Below are 21903 nucleotides of genomic sequence, written 5' to 3'. Positions count from 1 at the left end.
GATGGCCACCCGATGACGGGTGGCCATCTCGCATTTAAGCACCCACCCGCGAGGCAGCGCCCGCAGTACGGTGGAGACGACAACAGCACAGACGACAGGAACATCGTGGACGACGAGCGCAAGGACCGTCCGGAGCAGGCTCCGGACCGAGCCGGCGCGTCCGGCAGCGGCGAGCGACGGGGCTCGTCGGGCGGCGACGCGCGCAACGGCGGTCGCAAGCCCGCCCGCACGAGCGGCGGTGCGGCGAAGGGCGGCTCCGGTCGCAGTTCGGACCGGAAGTCGTACGGCGGAGACCGGAAGTCGTCTGGCGGAGACCGGAAGTCGTCTGGCGGAGACCGGAAGTCGTACGGCGGCGACCGCAAGCCGTACAGCGGCGGGGGCCAGCGACGCGACGGCGGTTCCGGAGGCGGTTACCAGGGCGCGAAGCCGCGACGCGAGGGCGATCGACCGCGCCAGCCCCGCGAGTACGACGGTGCACGTCGCTCGTCGGACGAGCGTCCATACCGGTCCGACCGCGCCGGCCGGCCCGATCGTGCCGACCGCGCCGGCCGTCCGGATCGCGCCGGCCGTCCGGATCGCGGCGGTCGTCCGGACCGCTCAGGACGTCCGGATCGTGCAGATCGCTCCGGTCGCGGCTCGCACGCCGGCCGCTCCGACCGAGATGGCGGTCAGCGCGGTGGCCGTCAGGGCCAGGGGCGCGTCGCCGGCCGTGGCCCGCAGCGCGGTCCGCGTGAGGAGCGCGAGTCGAAGCCCCGGCGCTACGTGCCGGAGCTCGACCCGTCGATCGACCCACGCGAGCTCGACCGCGCCGCGCGCGCGGAGCTCAAGACGCTGAGCAAGGAGAACGCCGAGCAGGTGGCGAAGCACCTGGTCGCGGCATCCCGGCTCCTCGACGACGACCCCGCACGCGCGCACGAGCACGCCCTCGAGGCGGCTCACCGTGCCGGCCGCGTCGCGGTCGTGCGCGAGTCGCTCGCGATCACCGCGTACGCGACCGGCGACTTCGCACTCGCGCTCCGCGAGCTGCGCACCTACCGCCGCATCTCCGGGCGCGACGACCAGCTTCCGCTCATGGTCGACAGCGAGCGCGGGGTCGGGCGCCCCGAGAAGGCGCTCGAGCTCGGCCGTTCGGTCGACCGTGCGTCCCTCGACACCGTGGTGCAGGTCGGCCTCGCGATCGCGATGTCCGGTGCGCGGCTCGACCTCGGCCAGCCCGAGGACGCGCTCTCGGAGCTCGAGATCCCGCAGCTCGACCCCGATCGGGCCTTCAGCTGGAGCCCCGCGCTGTTCGACGCGTACGCGGAGGTGCTCGAGGAACTCGGGCGCGACGCCGCCGCGGCCGAGTGGCGCGAGCGGTCGGCGCGTGCCGAGGCGGCCCTCGACGCCGCGTCGGCGGGCAACGAGACCGTGACGGTCTTCGAGATGGCGGACGAGGAGCCGGTCGACCTGCCCGAGGCGAAGCCGGAGGCGGAGGCACAGCCCGTCGCCGACGCGGAGGCCGCGTCCGCCGCGCCTTCGGATGCGGACGCCGCTGCCGACGACGCTGCCGAAGGGGCTGCGCCCGACGCCGCCGAGGGCGACGATGACGCCGCTGCGACGCCCGAGGACTGAGCCCGCGACCCCGCTCGACGGGGCCGACGCGGTGCTCGCCGACCTCGACGGCGTGGTGTACGCCGGCCCGGACGCGCTCCCGCACGCCGTGGAGAGCCTGCGCCTGGCCGCGGCATCCGTACCCGTCGGGTACATCACGAACAACGCCTCGCGCAGTGACGCGACCGTCGCTCGGCACCTCTCGGAGCTCGGCCTCGACGTCGCGCCCGAGCACGTGGTCACGTCACCGCAGGCCGCGATGCGCCTGCTGAAGGAGGCCGTCGCGCCGGGCGCGAGCGTGCTGGTCGTCGGCGGCGAGGGCATCGTGATCGAGCTCGAGCGTGCGGGCTACGTGCCGACGCGCTCCGCCGACGACGCGCCCGCCGCGGTGGTGCAGGGCTTCGCGCCCGACGTCGGCTGGACGCAGCTCGCCGAGGCGGCGTTCGCGATCCAGGCAGCGGCCGATCGCGGCGGCATCCCGTGGATCGCCACGAACACCGACTGGACGATCCCGGTGGCGCGCGGCATCGCGCCGGGCAACGGCACGCTCGTCTCCGCGGTGCACACGGCGGTCGGCATCCTCCCGCAGGTGGCGGGAAAGCCCGAGACGCCGATCTTCACCGAGGCCGCCGATCGGTTCGGGGCATCCGCTCCGCTCATGATCGGCGACAGGCTCGACACCGACATCCTCGGCGCGAATCGCGCCGGCATCCGCTCCGTGCTCGTGCTGACCGGCGTCGACCGGGCGAAGCAGGTGCTCGCGGCGACCCCCGACATGCGGCCCGATTACGTGCTCGCCGACCTGCGCGGGCTGCACGAGCCATATCCCGAGACGACGACGCGCCGCGACGGCACCGTGACCGTCGGGCGCGCGGCCGTGCGCATCGACGGGCGCCGCGTCGCGGTCGTGCGCGACGGCGACGACCCGCTCGACCTGCTGCGCGCGGCGAGCCGGGCGATCTGGGCGAGCGCCACGCCGATCCACGGGCTCGAGGTGCCCGAGCGGCTCTACGCCTGACCGGCCGGTGCGGGCCGCACGCGATAGCGTGGAGGGGTGAGTGATGCACCGACCGAGTACGCGGGCCCGGAGGACGTGAGCACCGAGGACGTGGGCCCCGGGGCATCCGCAGACGTCGTCGACGAGGCCTCCGATCTCGCCGACCGCCTGCGCGACATCGACGACCTGCCGCTCGAGCAGCGCGCGGCCGCGTTCGAGCAGCTGCACGGCGAGCTGCGCGCCCGTCTCGAGGGCGCCGACCCGGAGACGGCCGACTGACCCCCGACGCCGGCCGTCTCGACGCGACCCTCGCCGCCCGCGGGCTCGCGCGCTCGCGCACGCACGCGGCGCAGCTCATCGCCGCGGGCGAGGTCGCCGTGGACGGGCGGGTCGTGCGCAAGGCGTCGATGCGCGTCGGGCCGGGCGCGGAGATCGTCGTGGAGGCATCCGACCACTACGTCAGCCGCGCGGCGTGGAAGCTCGTCACCGCGCTCGACGCGTTCGGCGTCGACCCTGCCGGCCGCACGGTGCTCGACGCGGGCGCGTCGACCGGCGGCTTCAGCCAGGTGCTGCTCGAGCGCGGGGCGGCCACCGTGATCGCCGTCGACGTCGGGCACGACCAGCTCGCGCCCGACCTGCGCGACGCACCGGGACTGGTGCTGGTCGAGGGATGCAACGTGCGCGACCTCACGCCCGAAGTGCTCGCCGACCTGTCCGGCGTCACCGAGCGGCCCTCGCTCGTGACCGCAGACCTGTCGTTCATCTCGCTGCGCACCGTGCTGCCGGCGCTCCGCGCCACGGCGGCCGAGGACGCCGACTTCGTGCTGCTCGTGAAGCCCCAGTTCGAGGTGGGGCGCGCGGGCGTGAAGGCCGGCGTGGTGCGCGACGACGCGCTGCGCGCCGACGCGGTGATGGACGTGCTCGAGGCGGCCGCTGCTCTCGGGCTCGGCACCGCCGGGGTGGTGTCCTCCCCAGTGCAGGGCACGCACGGCAACATCGAGCTGCTCGCGTGGTTGCGCGCCGACGGCGGGGGCGATCCGTCACAATGGAGGGAACTCGTGACGGCGGAGACGAAGGGCGGTCGGGCGTGAGCGAAGCGCGGCACTTCCTGGTCGTCTCGCACACCGGACGCCGCGACTCGCTGGAGGCCACCTCGGAGGTGTGCCGTCAGCTGTCCGCCGCCGGTGCGATCCCAGTCATCGCCGACGAGCAGTGGGACGACCTGCACGAGTTCGACCCCCACATGAACGGCAACGCCAGGCGCCTCGAGGCCGAGGTGTCGATCGCCGAGATCGAGCTCGTCATCGTGCTCGGCGGCGACGGCACGATCCTCCGCGCCGCCGAGATGGTGCGCGGGCACACCGCGCCGCTGCTCGGGGTGAACCTCGGGCACGTCGGGTTCCTCGCCGAGTCGGAGCGCGACGACCTCGGCTACACCGTGACGCGCGCGCTCGCGCGCGACTACGAGGTCGAGGAGCGCATGGCGCTCGCGGTGCGCGTCAAGCAGGGCATGGACGTGGTCTGGGAGAGCTGGGCGCTCAACGAGGTCACCGTCGAGAAGGCCGAGCGCGAGCGGCTGCTCGAGGTCGTGATCGAGGTCGACCGCCGGCCGCTGTCGTCGTTCGGATGCGACGGGGTGGTCGTATCCACGCCGACGGGCTCGACCGCGTACGCGTTCTCCGCCGGGGGCCCCGTGGTCTGGCCCGCGGTCGAGGCGATGCTGCTCGTGCCGCTCAGCGCGCACGCCCTGTTCGCACGCCCGCTCGTGGTCGGGCCCGACTCCTCGCTCGCGATCGAGGTGCTCGATCGCACGAACGCCTCGGGCGTGCTCTGGTGCGACGGGCGGCGCATGCACGACCTGCCGCCGGGCGCGCGCGTCATCGTGCGGCGGTCGGAGACGCCGGTGCGGCTCGCGCGCCTGCACGAGGCGCCGTTCACCGACCGGCTCGTGAACAAGTTCCGACTCCCCGTCGCGGGGTGGAGAGGGCCCGGTACGCGTGATTGAGGAACTGTCCATCCGCGACCTCGGGGTGATCGCGGAGGCGACGCTGCCCGTCGGCCCCGGGTTCACGGCCGTGACCGGCGAGACCGGCGCAGGCAAGACGATGGTCGTGTCCGCCCTCGGGCTGCTGCTCGGCTCGCGCGCCGACGCGGGCACGGTGCGCCAGGGCGCCGAGCGCGCGTGGGTCGAGGGACGCTGGCTCGTCGCCGACGACGGCTCCGTCGCCGCGCGGGCGCGCGACGCGGGCGGCGACGTCGACGACGGCGAGCTGCTGCTCGGGCGATCTGTCTCGGCCGAGGGGCGCAGCCGCGCGGTCGTGGGCGGGCGCAGCGCACCGGTGGGCGTGCTCGCCGACCTGGGCGAGTCGCTGGTCGTGGTGCACGGGCAGTCCGACCAGGTGCGCCTGCGGTCGGCGGTCGCGCAGCGCGACGCGCTCGACCGGTTCGCGGGCGAGACGCTGCAGCCCGTGCTCGCCGAGTACCGCGAGGCCTTCCACCGCTGGCGCGAGGCGGCGGCCGAGCACGCGGCGCTGGTCGCAGCGCACGAGGAGCGCGCCCGCGAGGCCGAGGAGCTCCGCGCCGCGATGGACGAGATCGCCGCCGCCGAGCCGGTCGCGGGGGAGAGTCGCGAGCTCGCCGAGCGCGCAGACCGCCTGACGAACCTCGAGGAGCTCCGGCTCGCGGGCGAGCAGGCCCGCGAGATGCTCTCCTCCGACGCGGTCGACGACGTGCCCGACGCGGTCGTGCTCGTCGACGGCGCCCGCCGCGCACTCGAGCGCGTCGCCGAGCACGACGCGCAGCTCGCGCCGATCGCCGAGGCACTCGCATCCGCCGGCTTCATCCTCTCCGACGCGGTCGCCGACCTCTCGGGCTACCTCGCCGGGCTCGACGCCGACGGCAGCCGCGAACTCGAGCTCATCCAGGAGCGCCGCGCGCTGCTCACCGACCTCGAGCGCCGCTTCGGGCCCACGCTCGACGACGTCATCGCGTACGCCGACCGCGGGGGACTCCGCCTGCTCGAGCTCGACGGCGACGACGAGCGCATCGAGCAGCTCGCGGAGCAGGTCGACGCCGACGCGGCGCGGGTCGACGAGCTCGCGGCGCGCATCTCGGGCATCCGTCGCGAGGCCGGCGCCGAGCTCGCCGAGCGCGTGACCGCCGAGCTCGCCGCACTGGCCATGCCCGACGCGCGCCTCGAGGTGCAGGTCGACGACTCCGGCGAGCTCGCCGCGCACGGGCGCGACAGCGTGGCGATCCTCCTCGCCCCGCACCAGGGCGCGCCCGCGAGGCCGGTGTCGAAGGGGGCATCCGGCGGCGAGCTCTCGCGCGTCATGCTCGCGATCGAGGTCGTCATCGCCGCGACCGACCCGGTGCCGACGTTCGTCTTCGACGAGGTCGACGCGGGCGTCGGCGGCGCCGCGGCGATCGAGATCGGACGGCGGCTCGCGAGACTCGCGGAGAACTCACAGGTGATCGTCGTGACCCACCTGGCGCAGGTCGCGGCGTTCGCCACGAACCACCTGCGCGTCGCCAAGGGCTCCGACGGCCGCGTCACCGCGTCGAGCGTGCAGCAGCTCCACGACGAGGAGCGCGCCGCCGAGATGGCGAGGCTGCTGTCGGGCCTCGCCGACTCCGACTCCGGACTCGCGCACGCCCGCGAGCTGCTCGCCCTCGCCCACACTGCTGATAGGATGGAAGCCCGTGGTGGATATTGACAGCGCGGAATCTTCGAACGACACGACCAAGCACATCTTCGTGACCGGTGGTGTCGTTTCTTCATTGGGCAAGGGCCTCACGGCCGCCAGCCTCGGCAACCTCCTGACCGCGCGCGGGCTCCGCGTCGTCATGCAGAAGCTCGACCCCTACCTCAACGTCGACCCGGGAACGATGAACCCGTTCCAGCACGGCGAGGTGTTCGTGACCGACGACGGCGCCGAGACCGACCTCGACATCGGTCACTACGAGCGCTTCCTCGACATCAACCTGAGCCAGGCCGCGAACGTCACCACCGGCCAGATCTACTCCACCGTCATCGCCAAGGAGCGCCGCGGCGAGTACCTCGGCGACACCGTGCAGGTCATCCCGCACATCACCGACGAGATCAAGCGACGGATGCGCCTGCAGGCATCCGAGACCCCCAAGCCCGACGTGATCATCACCGAGATCGGCGGCACGGTCGGCGACATCGAGTCGCAGCCGTTCATCGAGTCGGCCCGCCAGGTGCGCCACGAGCTCGGCCGCGGCAACGCGTTCTTCGTGCACGTCTCGCTCGTGCCCTACATGGGCGCCTCGGGCGAGCAGAAGACCAAGCCGACCCAGCACTCCGTCGCAGCGCTGCGCTCCATCGGCATCCAGCCCGACGCGCTCGTGCTGCGCAGCGACCGCCCCGTCACCGAGTCGAACAAGCGCAAGATCGCGCTCATGTGCGACGTCGACGAGCAGGCCGTCGTGAACGCGGTCGACGTGGCGAGCATCTACGACATCCCGTCGATGCTGCACGACCAGGGCCTCGACCAGTACATCATCGACTCGCTCGACCTCCAGACGCGCGACGTCGACTGGAGCGGCTGGGCCGGCCTGCTCGAGGCCGTGCACGAGCCCAAGCACGAGGTCACGATCGGCCTGGTCGGCAAGTACATCGACCTGCCCGACGCGTACCTGTCGGTGACCGAGGCGCTGCGCGCCGGCGGATTCGCCGGCAAGACCAAGGTCAACCTGCGCTGGATCCCCTCCGACGAATGCGAGACGCAGGAGGGCGCCGCGCGCCACCTCGGCGAGCTCGACGGCATCTGCGTGCCCGGCGGCTTCGGCGTGCGCGGAATCGAGGGCAAGCTCGGCGCGCTTCGCTTCGCGCGCGACAACAAGCTGCCCGCGCTCGGCCTCTGCCTCGGCCTGCAGTGCATGGTCATCGAGTACGCGCGCAACGAGGCCGGCCTCGAGGGCGCATCGTCGTCGGAGTTCGACCCCGACACGAAGTTCCCGGTCATCGCGACCATGGAGGAGCAGGTCGAGATCATCGCCGAGGGCGACATGGGCGGCACCATGCGGCTCGGACTCTACCCGGCGGCCCTCGCCGAGGGGTCGCTCGCGGCGGAGCTCTACGACTCCGAGCTCGTCTCCGAGCGCCACCGCCACCGCTACGAGGTGAACAACGGCTACCGGGAGCAGATCGCCGACGCCGGCCTGGTGTTCTCGGGCACGAGCCCCGACCGCCACCTGGTCGAGTTCGTCGAGCTGCCGCGCGACGTGCACCCGTTCTACATCGGCACGCAGGCGCACCCCGAGCTCCGCAGCCGCCCGAACGACGCCCACCCGCTGTTCCGCGGGCTCGTGGCCGCCGCCCTCGAGCGCCACCGCGCGAGCCTGCTGTTCGACAACCCGGATGCCTGATCAGGTGACCGGCTCCGGCACCGAGCCGACTCCCGGACCGCTCGCCGACGAGTACGCCCCGATCGAGCCGGTCGAGAGCACGCGGGTGTTCGAGGGCCGCGTCTGGGACCTCCGTCGCGACAGCCTCGAGTACGGCGACGGCCGCATCGTGCGCGACTACGTCGACCACACGGGCGCCGTTGCGGTGCTCGCGCTCGACGACGACGACCGCGCGTTCCTGATCAAGCAGTACCGCCATCCCGTGCGCACGCGCGACTGGGAGATCCCGGCGGGGCTGCTCGACGTCGACGGCGAGCCGCCGCTCGAGGCCGCCAAGCGGGAGCTCGCCGAGGAGGCCGACCTCGAGGCCGACGACTGGTCGGTGCTCACCGAGTTCTGGAATACGCCGGGCGGCAGCAACGAGGCCATCCGCGTCTACCTCGCGCGCGGCCTCCGCGCCACGGCAGAGCCGTTCCCCCGCGAGGCCGAGGAGGCCGACATGGAGGCGCGCTGGGTGCCGCTCGACGAGCTCGTCGAGGCCGTGCTCGCGCGGCGCGTGCAGAACGCCGCGGTCGTGATCGCCGCGCTCGCCGCGAGCGCCTCCCGCGCCGTCGGCTGGTCGACCCTGGCGCCGGCGGATGCCCCTTGGCCCGCGCACCCGAAGCTGGGGCGCCCGACCGGATGACCCCGAGCGCGGTCGAGCCGTACCTGCGCCACCTCACCATCGAGCGGGGGCTGTCGGGCAACACCGTCGCGGCGTACCGGCGCGACCTCGACCGCTACGGCGAGTGGCTCGCCGCGCGCGGCATCGACGACGCGGCATCCGTCACCGAACAGGACGTCGTGGACTTCGTCGCGTCGCTGCGCGGCGACCCGCAGCACCCGATGGCCGCCTCGTCGGTCGCCCGCATCCTGTCGTCGGTGCGCGGCCTGCACCGCTTCCTCGTCACCGAGGGGCGCGCCGCCGCCGATCCGACGCGAGACGTTCGGCCGCCGAAGCTCGCGTCGCGCCTGCCGAAGGCGATCTCGGTCGAGGAGGTGCAGGCGCTGCTCGACGCCACGGGCGGCGACGACCCGGTCGCACTGCGCGACCGCGCGCTGCTCGAGCTGCTCTACGCCACGGGCGCGCGCGTGTCGGAGGCCGTCGCGCTGAACGTCGACGACGTGCAGGACGCCGAGGTCGTGCGCCTGCTCGGCAAGGGCGGCAAGCAGCGCATCGTGCCGGTCGGCAGCTACGCGCGCGAGGCGATCGGCGCGTACCTGGTGCGCGTGCGCCCGGAGTTCGCGGCGCGCGGCCGGTCGACGCCGGCGCTGTTCCTCGGCCCGCGCGGCGCGCGCATGTCGCGCCAGAGCGCGTGGCTCGCGATCCGCGCCGCAGCCGAGCGCGCGGGCATCCGCGCCGAGATCTCGCCGCACACGCTGCGGCACTCGTTCGCCACCCACCTGCTCGCCGGCGGGGCCGACGTTCGGGTCGTGCAGGAGCTGCTCGGCCACTCGTCCGTGGCGACGACCCAGATCTACACACTCGTCACGGTCGACACACTCCGCGATATGTACACGGCCGCACACCCCCGCGCTCGCTAGAATCGGGCAGAACATGCGGAACATCCGACTCGAAGGAATGCACGTGACGGGATCCCAGCACGACCCACTGGACGGGACCGCCACGCTCGACCCGGCACTCGGCCCGACCGGTCGGCCGGCCAGGGAGTTCCCCGAGCCCGAACCGCTCGACGGTCACGGCCCGGCGCGCATCATCTCGCTGTGCAACCAGAAGGGCGGGGTCGGCAAGACGACCACGACCATCAACCTGGGCGCCACGCTCGCAGCCGAGGGCCGCAGGGTGCTCGCGGTCGACTTCGACCCGCAGGGCGCGCTGTCCGCCGGACTCGGCGTGCGCACGCACGACGTCACCACGATCTACGACCTGCTGCTCACGCGCCAGCACGAGCCGAAGGACGCGATCCAGCACACGACCGTCGAAGGCCTCGACGTGATCCCGGCGAACATCGACCTGTCGGCCGCCGAGGTGCACCTCGTCAACGAGGTCGCGCGCGAGCAGATCCTCGCGGGCGTGCTGCGCCGCGTCGCGCCCGACTACGACGTGATCCTCATCGACTGCCAGCCGTCGCTCGGCCTGCTCACCGTGAACGCGCTGACCGCGAGCCACGGCGTGGTCATCCCGCTCGAGTGCGAGTACTTCGCGCTGCGCGGCGTGGCCCTGCTCATCGAGACCATCGAGAAGGTGCGCGACCGCCTGAACCCCGCGATCACGCTCGACGGCATCCTGGGCACCATGTACGACGCGCGCACGCTGCACTCGCGCGAGGTGCTCGAGCGGGTCGTCGAGGCGTTCGGCGACCAGGTGCTCGAGACCGTGATCACGCGCACGGTGAAGTTCCCGGATGCCTCGGTGGCATCCGCCCCCATCACGCAGTTCGCACCCGAGCACCAGGCGGCGAAGGCCTACCGCCAGCTCGCGAGGGAGCTGATCTTCCGTGGCGCCGTCGCCTGACGCCGGCGGGGGAGCGATCGAGGCGGCACCCGAGCCGGAGGCCGGTGACGACGGCTTCCACGTCGCGCTGAGCAACTTCGAGGGCCCGTTCGACCTGCTGCTGTCGCTCATCTCCAAGCGCGAACTCGACATCACCGAGGTGTCGCTCGGCGCGGTGACCGACGAGTTCATCGCGTACCTGTCGCGGCTCGAGGCCGAGGACGAGCTCGACCGCGCCAGCGAGTTCCTGGTCGTCGCGGCGACCCTGCTCGACCTGAAGATCGCCGGCCTCCTGCCGCAGGGCGAGCTGGTCGACGCGGAGGACGTCGCGCTGCTCGAGGCGCGCGACCTGCTGTTCGCCCGCCTGCTGCAGTACCGCGCGTTCAAGCAGGTGGCGAGCTGGTTCGGGGAGCGCATCGCGGCGGAGTCGAGTCGCCACCCGCGTTCGGTGCGCCTGGAGGAGAAGTTCCGCCAGGCGCCGCCCGAGCTGCGCTGGACGCTCTCAGCCGAGGACTTCGCCGCACTCGCGGTCGTCGCGCTGACGCCGCGCGTCATCCCCGTCGTGGGGCTCGACCACTTGCACGCGCCGCTCGTGAGCATCCGCGAGCAGGCCGCGCAGGTCGTGTCGATCCTCCGGCGGGGCGAGCCGGTGTCGTTCCGCGAGCTGGTCGCCGGCGTCGATCGCAAGGGCGTGGTCGTCGCCCGATTCCTCGCGGTGCTGGAGCTGTACCGCCACGCCGCCATCGGATTCGAGCAGCTCGAGCCGCTCGGCGAACTCACCCTGCGCTGGACCGCCGAGGAGTGGTCAGAGGAGCAGCTGGGCAGTCTGGGAGCAGATTATGAGCACTGAAACGGACACGAGCACTGAGACGGATGCCACGGGCATCGACGCGGATGCCGCCGGCGCATCGCCCGCCGACGGCGCCGACGAGCACGGCATCGACCTCGCCGGGCGCGCGCTCGACCTCGACCGTGCACTGGAGGCGATCCTGTTCGTGGCCGACGAGCCGCAACCGGTCGTGCAGCTCGCGACCGCGGTCGCGCGGCCCGTGCGTGAGGTGCGCGCGTCGATCGCGCGGCTCGTCGCCGACTACGACGGCGAGGCCGGAGGCATCCGTCGCGGTTTCGAGCTGCGCGAGGTGGGCGGCGGCTGGCGCTTCTACGTGCGCGGCGACTACGACGACCTGGTGACCGACTTCGTGCTGACCCAGACGCCGACCCGCCTCTCGCAGGCGGCGCTCGAGACGCTCGCGGTGATCGCCTACAAGCAGCCGATCTCGCGCGGGCAGGTCGCGTCGATCCGCGCCGTGAACGTCGACTCGGTCGTGCGCACCCTGCTCGGCCGCGGGCTCATCACCGAGGTCTCGACCGACTCGGAGACCGGGGCGATCCTCTACGGCACGACCGACCAGCTGCTCGCCCACCTCGGCGTGAACTCGATCGAGGAGCTGCCGAAGGTCGCGCCGCTGCTCGACGACGGACAGGACGGGTTCGATGACGCCCGCTGACCGCCGAGGAGGCGGCGGCGACGCGCCCGAGGGCGTGCGCCTGCAGAAGGTGCTCGCGGCCGCGGGCGTCGCGTCGCGTCGCGTGGTCGAGCAGTACATCGTCGAGGGGCGCATCACGGTCGACGGGACGGTCGTGACCGAGCTCGGCACGCGCATCGACCCGGCCGTCGCGAAGGTGTCCGTCGACGGCGTCGCCGTGCAGCTCGACGCCGACAAGCTCTACTTCATGCTCAACAAGCCGCGCGGCGTGGTCTCGTCGATGAAGGACGAGCAGGGCCGGCCCGACCTGCGACGCTTCACGAAGGACCTCCCGGGGCGCGTCTACAACGTGGGGCGCCTCGACGGCGACACGAGCGGGCTGCTCGTGCTCACCAACGACGGGGAGCTGGCGCACGTGCTCGCCCACCCGTCGTTCGGCGTCGAGAAGACCTACATCGCGAAGGTGCAGGGCACCGTGCAACCGCAGGTGCTCACGAAGCTCAAGCGCGGCATCGAACTCGACGACGGCCCGATCGCGGTCGACGCGGCGAAGCTGCTGCAGGCCGGCAGCGGCGGCGGGTTCTCGATGGTCGAGGTCACCCTGCATTCAGGGCGCAACCGTATCGTGCGGCGCATGCTCGAGGCGGTGGGGCACCCGGTCGTCGAGCTGGTCAGGCGGCAGTTCGGGCCGCTGCACCTCGGCACCCTGCGGTCGGGCGAGGTGCGCGCGTTGACTAAGGTTGAACTCGGCCGCCTGCTCACGATCGCACGGAGCGACGAGCGCGGTTGAGAGGGGAATCACCAGTGGCCGACAGTCGCCTCACCGGACCGGTGCGCGTCGTCGGGGTCGGACTGCTCGGGTCGAGCGTGGGTCTCGGCCTGCGCGCGCGCGGCATCGACGTGATCCTCGCCGACGCGTCGCCGACGCACCTCGGCATCGCCGTCGACTACGGCGCCGGGCGCGCGCCTGCCGAGGGCGATGAGCCGCAGCTCGTCGTCGTCTGCGTGCCGCCGGATGTCACGGCAGACGTCATCGCGGCCGAGCTCGAGGCGTACCCCGAGGCGATCGTGACCGACGTCGCGAGCGTGAAGCTGCGCGTGCTCGACGAGCTCACGGCGCGCGGCGCCGACGTGTCGCGCTACATCGGCTCGCACCCGCTCGCCGGCCGCGAGCGCGGCGGCCCCATGTCGGGCCGCGCCGACCTGTTCGCCGGCCGCCCGTGGGTGGTCGCCGCGCACGACGGCATCTCCTACCGGCGGGGCGGGGTCGTCGACGACCTCATCCTCGACCTCGGCGCGACGCTCGTCGAGATGACCCCCGAGCAGCACGACGCCGCCGTCGCGCTCATCTCGCACGTGCCGCAGGTCGTGTCGAGCCTCATGGCCCGGCGCTTGGTCGACGGCGCGCCCTCGGCGCTGAACCTCGCCGGTCAGGGTGTGCGCGACGTCACCCGCGTCGCGGCGAGCGACCCGCAGCTCTGGGTGCAGATCCTCGGCGCGAACGCGGCGCCGGTCCGCGACATCCTCACCGCCTACCGCGACGACCTCGACCGGTTCATCGACGCGCTCGGCGACGTCGACGCGCCGGGCGCGCGTCGTCGCATCGCCGAGGAGCTGGCCGGCGGCAACTCCGGTGTCGGCCGCCTGCCCGGCAAGCACGGCGTCGACCGGCGCTTCACCCCCGTGGTCGTCATGGTCGACGACCGTCCGGGGCAGCTCGCACAGCTCTTCCAGGACGTCGGCGACATCGGCGTGAACATCGAGGACTTCCGCATGGAGCACTCGCCCGGCGCGCCCGTGGGCCTCGCCGAGCTGGCGATCGTGCCCGAGGCGGTCGAGTCGCTCATCGAGGAACTGAGCCAGCGCGGCTGGCGGATTGCGGGATGATGCAGCAGCAGACCATGGTCGTGGCGATCGACGGGCCCGCGGGCAGCGGCAAGTCGAGCGTGAGCAAGGCGGTCGCCCGCCGGCTCGGCTTCGGCATCCTCGACACGGGCGCCGCCTACCGCGCGCTCGCGTGGAGCGTGCTCGACGCCGGACTCGACCCCGAGGACGCGGGCGCGGTGATCGCGCACCTGCCGGCCTTCGCGCTCGACCTCGGCACCGACAACACCGGTGCGATCGTGCACGTCGGCCGGGTCGACGTGACGGCCGCGATCCGCGAGCCCCGCATCTCCGCGGTCGTGAGCGCGATCGCGCGCGTGCCCGAGGTGCGGCGCGAGCTCATCGCACGCTTCCGGGTCATCGCAGCGGATGCCCCCCAGGCGGGCATCGTCATCGAGGGCCGCGACATCACGACCGTGGTGGCGCCTGACGCGCCCGTGCGCATCCTGCTGACCGCCGACGAGGAGGTGCGCATCGCGCGCCGCACCGCCGAACTCGTGGGCTCCTCGGCCGACGGTGCCGGCGAGCAGCTGCGTCGCCGCGACCGCGCCGACGCGCAGGTCGTCGACTTCATGACCGCCGCCGAGGGCGTGACGACGGTCGACTCGACCCACCTCGACTTCGAACAGACCGTGGACGCCGTCATCGACGTGATCGATGCGCTCGGCGGGCGGGGGTTCCGCGCAGGCGGGGCATCCGACCAGAATGCTGCCGAGGCACCCACCGAACAGGGAGCAGCACGATGAGCAACCCCGACGACGACTACGAGGGCGTCGAGGACGACCTCGTCGAGCGCCTCGCGGAAGTCGACGACGACCTCGCCGACCAGCGCGCGGCGGTGCTGCGCAGCGGCCTCGACGAGTACGACCTCGACGACGACGACCTCGAGGTGCTGGAGGGCGGCGACCTCGACGAGGAGGGCGTGCGCTACCTGCCCGCGCTGCCGGTCATCGCGATCGTCGGCCGGCCGAACGTCGGCAAGTCGGCGCTCGTGAACCGCATCCTCGGGCGCCGCGAGGCCGTCGTGGAGGACACCCCGGGCGTGACCCGCGACCGCGTGTCGTACAAGGGCGAGTGGCTCGACCGCCGGTTCACGCTCGTCGACACGGGCGGGTGGGAGCCCGACGCGCGCGGCATCGACGCCTCCGTCGCCGCCCAGGCCGAGGTCGCGATCGAGCTGTGCGACGTCGTGCTGTTCGTGGTCGACGCGACCGTGGGCGCCACCGCGACCGACGAGCACGTCGTGCGCCTGCTGCGCCAGGCGAAGAAGCCCGTCTTCCTCGTGGCGAACAAGGTCGACGACGCCCGCCAGGAGCCCGAGGCCGCGGTGCTCTGGAACCTCGGCCTCGACGAGCCGCACCCCGTCTCGGCGCTGCACGGCCGGGGCGTGGCCGACCTGCTCGAAGCCGTCTTCAAGGTGCTGCCGCAGGAGTCGGCGGTCGCGAAGCAGGAGGTCGGCGGGCCTCGCCGCGTGGCGATCCTCGGCCGCCCGAACGTCGGCAAGTCGAGCCTGCTGAACAAGGCCGCCCGCGAGGAGCGCGTGGTCGTGAACGACCTCGCCGGCACCACCCGCGACCCGGTCGACGAGCAGATCGAGCTCGGCGGCAAGGTCTGGCGCTTCGTCGACACCGCCGGCATCCGCCGCCGCGTGCACCTGCAGCAGGGCGCCGACTTCTACGCCTCGCTGCGCACCCAGGCCGCGCTCGAGAAGGCCGAGGTCGCGGTCGTGCTGCTCGACGTGACCGAGGCGCTCAGCGAGCAGGACGTGCGCATCATCGACCTCGTGCTCGAGTCGGGCCGAGCCCTCGTGCTCGCGTTCAACAAGTGGGACCTGCTCGACGACGACCGCCGCCGCTACCTCGAGCGCGAGATCGAGCAGGACCTGCACCACGTGGCCTGGGCGCCGCGCGTCAACATCTCGGCGCGCACCGGCCGGCACCTCGAGAAGCTCGTGCCCGCCCTCGAGACCGCGCTCGAGTCGTGGGACACGCGCATCCCCACGGGCAAGTTCAACGCCTTCCTCACCGAGCTCGTGCAGGAGCACCCGCACCCGCTCCGCGGCGGCAAGCAGCCGCGCATCCTGTTCGGCACCCAGGCGGCGACCCGCCCGCCGACGTTCGTGCTGTTCACGACCGGGTTCCTCGACCCGGGCTACCGCCGGTTCATCCAGCGGCGCCTGCGCGAGGTGTACGGCTTCGAGGGCACGCCGATCGTCACGAACATGCGCGTGCGCGAGAAGCGGCCGCGCACGTAGCTCATACAGGGGCGGGCGGATGCCGCGTGGCGGCGCCCGCTCGACCGGTCGCACCGCTCGCTAGCCTGAGGTGATGGGGGCGGATGCACCGGAGCGTGCCGGCGACGCCGTGATGGCGGCCGTCGGGGCGATCGCCGCGCGCATCCGCGAGTTGGAGCCTGAGGCGCGGGCCGATGAGCCCGACGCCGTGCACCAGCTCCGCACCCACGTGCGCCGGCTGCGCAGCGTGCTGGCCGCGTACCGTCCGCTGTTCGACGAGGCACGCGTCGAGCACCTGCGGCGTGCGTACCGCGAGTTCGGCGCAGACCTCGGCGTCGTGCGCGACCTCGAGGTGCGCGTGGGCTTCGCCGAGGAGGCGCTCGACGGGTTCGCGGGGGAGACCGCGGCGATGCGCGATCGGCTCGTCGACGGCCCGCGGGTCGAGTACGGCGTCGCGCACGCGCGGCTCGTCGAACTGATGGACGGCGCGCGTGCCGTTGCGCGGGCGGCGGAGTTGGAGGCCTTCTGCGCCGACCCGCCGTTCGCGCCCGGTGCCGACGCGGCTGCGGTGCCGGCGCTCAACGGGCTGCTCGCGAGCGAGGCGAAGCGGGCGGTACGACGGGCGAGGGCCGCCGACGACTCGCTCGAACGGCTGCATCGCGCCCGCAAGGCCGCCCGCCGGCTGCGCTACGCCGCCGAGGCGGTGTCGGCGCCGCCGGCAGAGGTGCTCGGCGACGCCGCGCGCGAGCTCGGCGCGGCGGGGGAGCGGATCCACGACCTGCTCGGCGACCAGCGCGACGCGCTCGTCTTCGCCCGGCACGCACGGCGTGCGGGCGCGCACGCGGCGCACCACGGCGAGACGGCGGAGGGATACGACCGGCTCGCTTCGGCGGCCGAGTCGACTGCTGCGCGGCATCTGGCGGAGTTCCCTGACGCGGCGCAGGAGCTGCGGCGCGCCCGCGATCGATTCGCCAAATCGATCGGCTGAGTGCGCGGGCGGCGGCGATCGATCTGCGGATGGCGCGCCCGAGTCGTTGACAGGCGTCGAGCGTCGCGGTACCTTCGTTGCAATTCGTTCGGGCGATCGACCGAAAAGCGATCGAACAGGGCAAGGGGGCACGATGTCGAGCAGCGAGACCCAGGCGGCGATCCTCGGCGCGGCGCGGGAGCTGGTGCTGCGCGACGGGTTCGCCGCGCTCTCGACGCGCAAGGTCGCCGACGAGGCCGGCGTGCCGCAGTCGCAGATCCACTACCACTTCGGCACGCGCGAGCAGCTCGTGCTGAGCGTGCTCGAGGCGGAGGACGCGAGCCTCGTCGCCCGGCAGTCCGCGCTCTACGCGGGCGACGAGCCCCTGTCGAGTCAGTGGAAGCGCGCGTGCGACTACCTCGACGACGACCTCGAATCCGGCTACGTGCGCATCCTGCACGAGATGATGGCGGCCGGCTGGTCGACCGAGGTCGTGGGCGCGCGGGTCCGCCGGGTCTACGACGGGTGGACCGCGGTGCTGACGGATGCCGCGCGGCGCGCGTCGGCCCGAGGCATCCGATTCGGTGCCCTGACCGTCGAGGAGATGGTCGCGCTCGTGAGTGCGGCGTTCATCGGTGCGGAGGCGATGATCCTGAGCGGCACCGAGGGGCCGACCAGGCCGTTCCGCGATGCACTGCGGGCGATCGGGCGGCTGATCGCCGCCGAGGAGGCGCGCCTGGCGGCGCTCGAGCAGGAGGTGCGGTCATGAGGGCGACGATGCCGACGACCGAGGGCACGGTCGAGCGCGACGGGGCGAGCGTCCACTGGGAGGTGTACGGCGAGGACGGACCGACGATCCTGCTCGCGCCGACGTGGGAGCTCGTGCACTCGCGCAACTGGAAGATGCAGGTGTCGTTCCTCGCCCGGCACTACCGCGTGGTGCTGTTCGACGCGGTGGGCAACGGGAAGTCGTCGCGGCCGGCCGACGCGGGACGCTATTCGTGGGGGAACCGCGACGCCGACGCGATCGCGGTGCTCGACGCGACGGGCACCGAGCGGTGCGTCGTCGTGGGCTACTCGATGGGCGGTGAGCTCGCGCTCACGCTCGCCGCGCTGCATCCGGAGCGGGTCGACGGGGTCGTGACCATCGGGGCGGCGCACGAGTGGGTCGTGCCGATGGTCGACCGGGCTGCCCCCGTTGCGCCCGCACCGGGGGAGAAGCCGGAGGGCTGGGCGAAGTACGACCCCGACTACTGGCGCACCGACTACCGCGACTTCGCCGAGTGGTTCGTCGCCCAGGTCGTCTCCGACCCGCACTCCACGAAGGCGTGGGACGACGGGGTCGGCTGGGCCATGGAGACGACCGGCGACGTGCTCGCGGCGCTCGAGGAGGACTACGCCGACCTCGACCTGGAGGACATGGAGCGCCGCATCCGCTCCATCGACGTGCCGGTGCTGTTGCTGCACGGCACCGATGACCAGATCGTCCACCCGGGCAGCTCGGAGCTCATGCACGCGTGGATCCCGGGCTCCGACCTGGTGCTGATCGAGGGTTCGGGGCACTCGCCGCACACGCGGTTCCCGGTGAAGGTCAACCACCTGATCAAGGGGTTCGCCGACCGCGTCTACGGCCTGCGCGACGAGGCGGCCACCTGGCACGTCGGCATCGCGAGGCCCAAGACGGCGCTCTACCTGTCGTCGCCGATCGGGCTCGGGCACGCCCGTCGGGACATCGCGATCGCGGGGGAGCTGCGCACGCTGCATCCGGACCTGCAGATCGACTGGCTCGCACAGGACCCGGTGACCCGGGTGCTGGATGCCGCGGGGGAGCGCATCCACGAGGCATCCGCTGCTCTCGCCGGCGAATCTGCGCACATCGAGTCGGAGTGCAGCGACCACTCGCTCGCGGTGTTCCAGTCGCTGCGCACGATGGACGAGATCCTCGTGCACAACTTCATGGTGTTCGACGAGGTCGCCCAGCGCGGCGAGTACGACCTGATCATCGCCGACGAGTCGTGGGAGGTCGACCACTACCTGCACGAGAACCCGAACCTGAAGCGCGGGGCGCTCGCGTGGATGACCGACTTCGTCGGGTACCTGCCGATCCCCGAGCGCGGGGCCCGCGAGGCGGCGGTCGTGGCCGACTACAACCAGGAGATGATCACCCACGTCGAGCGCTACGGGCGGGTGCGCGACGCCGCGGTGTTCGTCGGCTCGCCCGACGACATCGTGCCCGACCGGTTCGGCGAGGGGATGCCGCTGATTCGCGACTGGACCGAGGAGCACTTCGACTTCGCCGGGTACGTGACCGGCTTCGACCCGGCGGCGCTCGGTTCGCGCGAGGCGTTGCGGGCCGAGCTCGGGTACCGCGACGACGAGCGGGTGTGCATCGTCTCGGTCGGCGGGTCGGGCGTCGGCACCGACCTGATCCGCCGGGTCGTGGCCTCCTACCCGGAGGCGAAGCGGGCGATCCCGGAGCTGCGGATGATCGTGGTGACCGGCCCGCGGATCGACCCGGCCACGTTGCCGCAGATCGACGGCGTCGAGTACCGCGCCTACGTCGACCGGCTCTACCGCCACCTCGCCGCGTGCGACCTGGCGATCGTGCAGGGCGGCCTCACGACCACCATGGAGCTCGCCGCCTGCCGGGTGCCGTTCATCTACGTGCCGCTGCGCGACCACTTCGAGCAGAACTTCCACGTGCGGGCACGGCTGGATCGGTATCGCGCGGGCCGCTGCATGCAGTACTCGGAGCTCTCGCCCGACGCGCTCGCGAGCGCCATGGCGTCGCTCGTCGGGGCGCCCGTCGACTACCGGCCGGTCGAGACGGACGGCGCCGCGCGGGCCGCCGCGATGATCGGCAAGCTGCTCTGAGATTCGCCGCGGTGCCGATTCGTTCGCGGGGCCGGTGCTCCGTTATGATGGTCAGGTTGTCCACGGGCTGTGGCGCAGCTTGGTAGCGCACTTGACTGGGGGTCAAGGGGTCGCAGGTTCAAATCCTGTCAGCCCGACCGTTTGTCCTGAGTCGCGACATCGTTTACGAACGTGTCGCGGCTCAGGACTTTTTGTGGGTTCGGCGGGGGTGTCGGTGGCGCGGCCTGGTGGGTCGTGTTGTCGTTGACGTGGTGTGTCGGGTCATCGTTGACGCGGGGTCATCGTTTCCGTGGTTGGTAGTCGCGGCTGGGGTCGATGGTGTGTTCGGCGATGATCTCTCCGGTGTCGGCGTTGCTGACGGACACGTCTCGGTCGTGGATGAGCATGAGCACTGGGGTGCCGGCGTGGGCTCTGCCGATGCCGAGGTGGCGGAGTCTTCCGGCGTAGCGGAGGGTGAGTGTTCCGACCGCGTCGACGCGGTCGGTGCGGGAGCGCCATTCGGTGGTGCGGGTGCCGGTGGGGGTGGCTTTCGGGAGGGCGGTGTAGGCCTGTTCCGGGGTTCTGCGGCCGGTGGATCGGTGGGGGCGTTGGGTGTTGTACCAGGTGCGGAACTCGGTCAGCAGGGTGTGCAGGTCCTGGATCGTGTCGGGTCGTGGTCGTGCGTGGAGCCAGCGCTTCAGGGTCTGGTGGAAGCGTTCGATCTTGCCTTGGGTCTGCGGGTGGCCGGGGCGGCCGTTCTTCTGGGTGATGTCGTGTGCGGCGAGGAGTTTCTCGAATCCGCCGCGGGCGCCTTTGTAGCGGGCGAGTCGGGTGGTGAACACCAGCCCGTTGTCGGTCAGTGTCGATGCCGGTGGCCCGTATGCGCTGATCAGTTCGGTCATCACGGTCACGACCATCGGTCCGGTGAACGCGGTCGCGGGGCGGATATCGAGGAGGAATCGGGAGTGGTCGTCGAGGATGTCGAGGATCTCTGCACGGGTGCCGTTCGCGAGGTACCAGTGGGTGATGTCGGCTTGCCAGCACTCGTTGGGCAGTTCGGCTTGGAAGCGGATGTAGGAGCTGCGGGGGCGTTTGCCCGGGGTCGGGGTGATCAGGCCCGCGGCGTGCAGGATGCGTCGGATGGTCGCGGTCGATGGGGCCTGGTGTCCCTCGTGTGCGAGGTGCCAGGCGATCGTCGCGGGTCCGGCGTCCGCGCCCTGGGCGGTCAGGTCGATGCGCTGTTGGACGACACGGTCGCGGATCAGGGCGGGGGTGGTTCCGGGTCGGGTGTGCGGGGCGCGGGAGCGGGTGGCGACCCCGTCGGGTCCTTCGGCGTCGTAGCGGGTGACGAGGGTGTGGACCCACTGGCGGGTGACGCCGAACTTCGCTGCTGCTTCGGCGTGGTTGAGGCCCTGCTCGCGCACGGCCCGGACGATGACGAGATTCTTCGGCTTCACTCCGGCATCGTCAGGTTTCGAGGGTGTCAACGATGTCCCGACACAGCGGTCAACGATCACGCTGACGCGGATGTCAACGATGTCCCGACACATCCGTCAACGATCAGCACCGCGATCGGCACCCTCACACGTCAACGATGTCCTGACACCAGACACTGTCAGCCCGACCGTGGCAGAAGCCCCGGTGAGAAGTGATTTCTCGCCGGGGCTTCGTCGTTCCGGGTCCGGGTCCGGGTCCGGGTCGCTCATCCGATCAGCGCCCCGGGAGGTCTCGTTGGCGTCAGGTAGTGCTGAGATCCAGTTCGATCTTCCTCAGTTCCGCCTCCATGCTCTCGATTGTCGACCGCATCGACCGCTGTCTCATCGGATCGGAGTCGCTGAGCTTTCGCGCCTCGGCCAGCACCTTCCGCAAGGTGTCACGGCGTTGTGTCAGTTGAGCGATCAATTCGACGCGCGCTGTCATTTAAGTTCCTTTCCCGAACCATATTGATAGATCTGCCGTTCGACAAAAGCAGTGTGGTCATCGGATATCAAGACCCCAATGCGGGAGCGCACCCTTCGGTCGCACCTG

General features: G+C 72.2%; 21 protein-coding genes and 1 tRNA gene. 20 read left to right on the top strand and 2 right to left on the bottom strand.

Annotated features, from left to right (window positions below; all coding sequences use genetic code 11):
- Positions 1–762 precede the first annotated feature (762 nt).
- From QMG39_RS17120 to QMG39_RS17025, 20 genes are all read left to right on the top strand, one after another.
- The gene (locus QMG39_RS17120; protein WP_281887091.1) at positions 763–1611 is read left to right on the top strand and encodes a tetratricopeptide repeat protein; all 849 of its coding nucleotides are present in this window, start codon (positions 763–765) and stop codon (positions 1609–1611) included.
- On the top strand, positions 1583–2608 hold the full coding sequence (locus QMG39_RS17115; protein WP_281887089.1) for an HAD-IIA family hydrolase: 1026 nt from the start codon (positions 1583–1585) through the stop codon (positions 2606–2608). Before QMG39_RS17120 ends, QMG39_RS17115 begins: the two co-directional genes overlap by 29 nt.
- A 36-nt stretch (positions 2609–2644) precedes the next feature.
- Positions 2645–2866, top strand: coding sequence for a hypothetical protein (locus QMG39_RS17110; RefSeq protein ID WP_281887087.1), 222 nt, complete (start codon positions 2645–2647; stop codon positions 2864–2866).
- The gene (locus QMG39_RS17105; protein ID WP_281887351.1) at positions 2863–3678 is read left to right on the top strand and encodes a TlyA family RNA methyltransferase; all 816 of its coding nucleotides are present in this window, start codon (positions 2863–2865) and stop codon (positions 3676–3678) included. The genes QMG39_RS17110 and QMG39_RS17105 overlap by 4 nt, the downstream gene beginning before the upstream one ends.
- Complete coding sequence (locus tag QMG39_RS17100; protein ID WP_373878342.1) at positions 3633–4592, top strand: NAD kinase; 960 nt, start codon at positions 3633–3635, stop codon at positions 4590–4592. Before QMG39_RS17105 ends, QMG39_RS17100 begins: the two co-directional genes overlap by 46 nt.
- A complete protein-coding gene (gene recN / locus QMG39_RS17095; protein ID WP_281887083.1) occupies positions 4585–6303 on the top strand; it encodes a DNA repair protein RecN in 1719 nt (572 codons plus the stop codon). The genes QMG39_RS17100 and recN overlap by 8 nt, the downstream gene beginning before the upstream one ends.
- Complete coding sequence (pyrG, locus tag QMG39_RS17090) at positions 6290–7978, top strand: CTP synthase (protein ID WP_281887081.1); 1689 nt, start codon at positions 6290–6292, stop codon at positions 7976–7978. The genes recN and pyrG overlap by 14 nt, the downstream gene beginning before the upstream one ends.
- Positions 7971–8642, top strand: a complete 672-nt coding sequence (locus QMG39_RS17085) for an NUDIX domain-containing protein (protein ID WP_281887079.1) — start codon at positions 7971–7973, stop codon at positions 8640–8642. Before pyrG ends, QMG39_RS17085 begins: the two co-directional genes overlap by 8 nt.
- Positions 8639–9541, top strand: a complete 903-nt coding sequence (gene xerD / locus QMG39_RS17080; RefSeq protein WP_281887077.1) for a site-specific tyrosine recombinase XerD — start codon at positions 8639–8641, stop codon at positions 9539–9541. The genes QMG39_RS17085 and xerD overlap by 4 nt, the downstream gene beginning before the upstream one ends.
- Before the next feature lie 37 nt (positions 9542–9578).
- Positions 9579–10472: a ParA family protein gene (locus QMG39_RS17075; protein WP_281887349.1), complete on the top strand. Its 894-nt coding sequence runs from the start codon at positions 9579–9581 to the stop codon at positions 10470–10472.
- The gene (locus tag QMG39_RS17070; protein ID WP_373878341.1) at positions 10456–11301 is read left to right on the top strand and encodes a segregation and condensation protein A; all 846 of its coding nucleotides are present in this window, start codon (positions 10456–10458) and stop codon (positions 11299–11301) included. The genes QMG39_RS17075 and QMG39_RS17070 overlap by 17 nt, the downstream gene beginning before the upstream one ends.
- Positions 11291–11959, top strand: coding sequence for an SMC-Scp complex subunit ScpB (scpB, locus tag QMG39_RS17065; RefSeq protein WP_281887076.1), 669 nt, complete (start codon positions 11291–11293; stop codon positions 11957–11959). Before QMG39_RS17070 ends, scpB begins: the two co-directional genes overlap by 11 nt.
- Positions 11946–12728, top strand: coding sequence for a pseudouridine synthase (locus QMG39_RS17060; protein ID WP_281887074.1), 783 nt, complete (start codon positions 11946–11948; stop codon positions 12726–12728). The genes scpB and QMG39_RS17060 overlap by 14 nt, the downstream gene beginning before the upstream one ends.
- A 14-nt stretch (positions 12729–12742) precedes the next feature.
- Complete coding sequence (locus QMG39_RS17055; protein ID WP_281887072.1) at positions 12743–13825, top strand: prephenate dehydrogenase; 1083 nt, start codon at positions 12743–12745, stop codon at positions 13823–13825.
- On the top strand, positions 13825–14568 hold the full coding sequence (gene cmk, locus QMG39_RS17050; protein WP_373878358.1) for a (d)CMP kinase: 744 nt from the start codon (positions 13825–13827) through the stop codon (positions 14566–14568). Before QMG39_RS17055 ends, cmk begins: the two co-directional genes overlap by 1 nt.
- Entirely contained in the window at positions 14565–16076 is a 1512-nt protein-coding gene (gene der / locus QMG39_RS17045; protein WP_281887068.1) for a ribosome biogenesis GTPase Der, read from the top strand. Before cmk ends, der begins: the two co-directional genes overlap by 4 nt.
- A gap of 73 nt (positions 16077–16149) precedes the next feature.
- Positions 16150–17043, top strand: a complete 894-nt coding sequence (locus QMG39_RS17040) for a CHAD domain-containing protein (RefSeq protein WP_281887067.1) — start codon at positions 16150–16152, stop codon at positions 17041–17043.
- Between the two features lie 133 nt (positions 17044–17176).
- Positions 17177–17791, top strand: a complete 615-nt coding sequence (locus tag QMG39_RS17035; RefSeq protein WP_281887065.1) for a TetR/AcrR family transcriptional regulator — start codon at positions 17177–17179, stop codon at positions 17789–17791.
- A complete protein-coding gene (locus tag QMG39_RS17030; protein ID WP_281887063.1) occupies positions 17788–19896 on the top strand; it encodes an alpha/beta fold hydrolase in 2109 nt (702 codons plus the stop codon). Before QMG39_RS17035 ends, QMG39_RS17030 begins: the two co-directional genes overlap by 4 nt.
- 63 nt (positions 19897–19959) lie before the next feature.
- A tRNA-Pro gene (locus QMG39_RS17025) sits at positions 19960–20033 on the top strand.
- 141 nt (positions 20034–20174) lie between these two features.
- Here QMG39_RS17025 and QMG39_RS17020 read toward each other — a convergent pair.
- Both QMG39_RS17020 and QMG39_RS17015 read right to left on the bottom strand, forming a co-directional pair.
- On the bottom strand, positions 20175–21332 hold the full coding sequence (locus QMG39_RS17020) for an IS481 family transposase (protein ID WP_373878340.1): 1158 nt from the start codon (positions 21330–21332) through the stop codon (positions 20175–20177).
- 280 nt (positions 21333–21612) lie between these two features.
- Entirely contained in the window at positions 21613–21795 is a 183-nt protein-coding gene (locus QMG39_RS17015; protein WP_281887061.1) for a hypothetical protein, read from the bottom strand.
- Positions 21796–21903 lie beyond the last annotated feature (108 nt).

Origin of the sequence: Agromyces rhizosphaerae (assembly GCF_027925245.1) — a bacterium.
Taxonomy (GTDB): Bacteria; Actinomycetota; Actinomycetes; order Actinomycetales; family Microbacteriaceae; genus Agromyces; species Agromyces rhizosphaerae.
The sequence above is the reverse complement of the archived record's forward strand: the minus strand, read 5'-3'. Positions and strand labels throughout refer to the sequence as shown.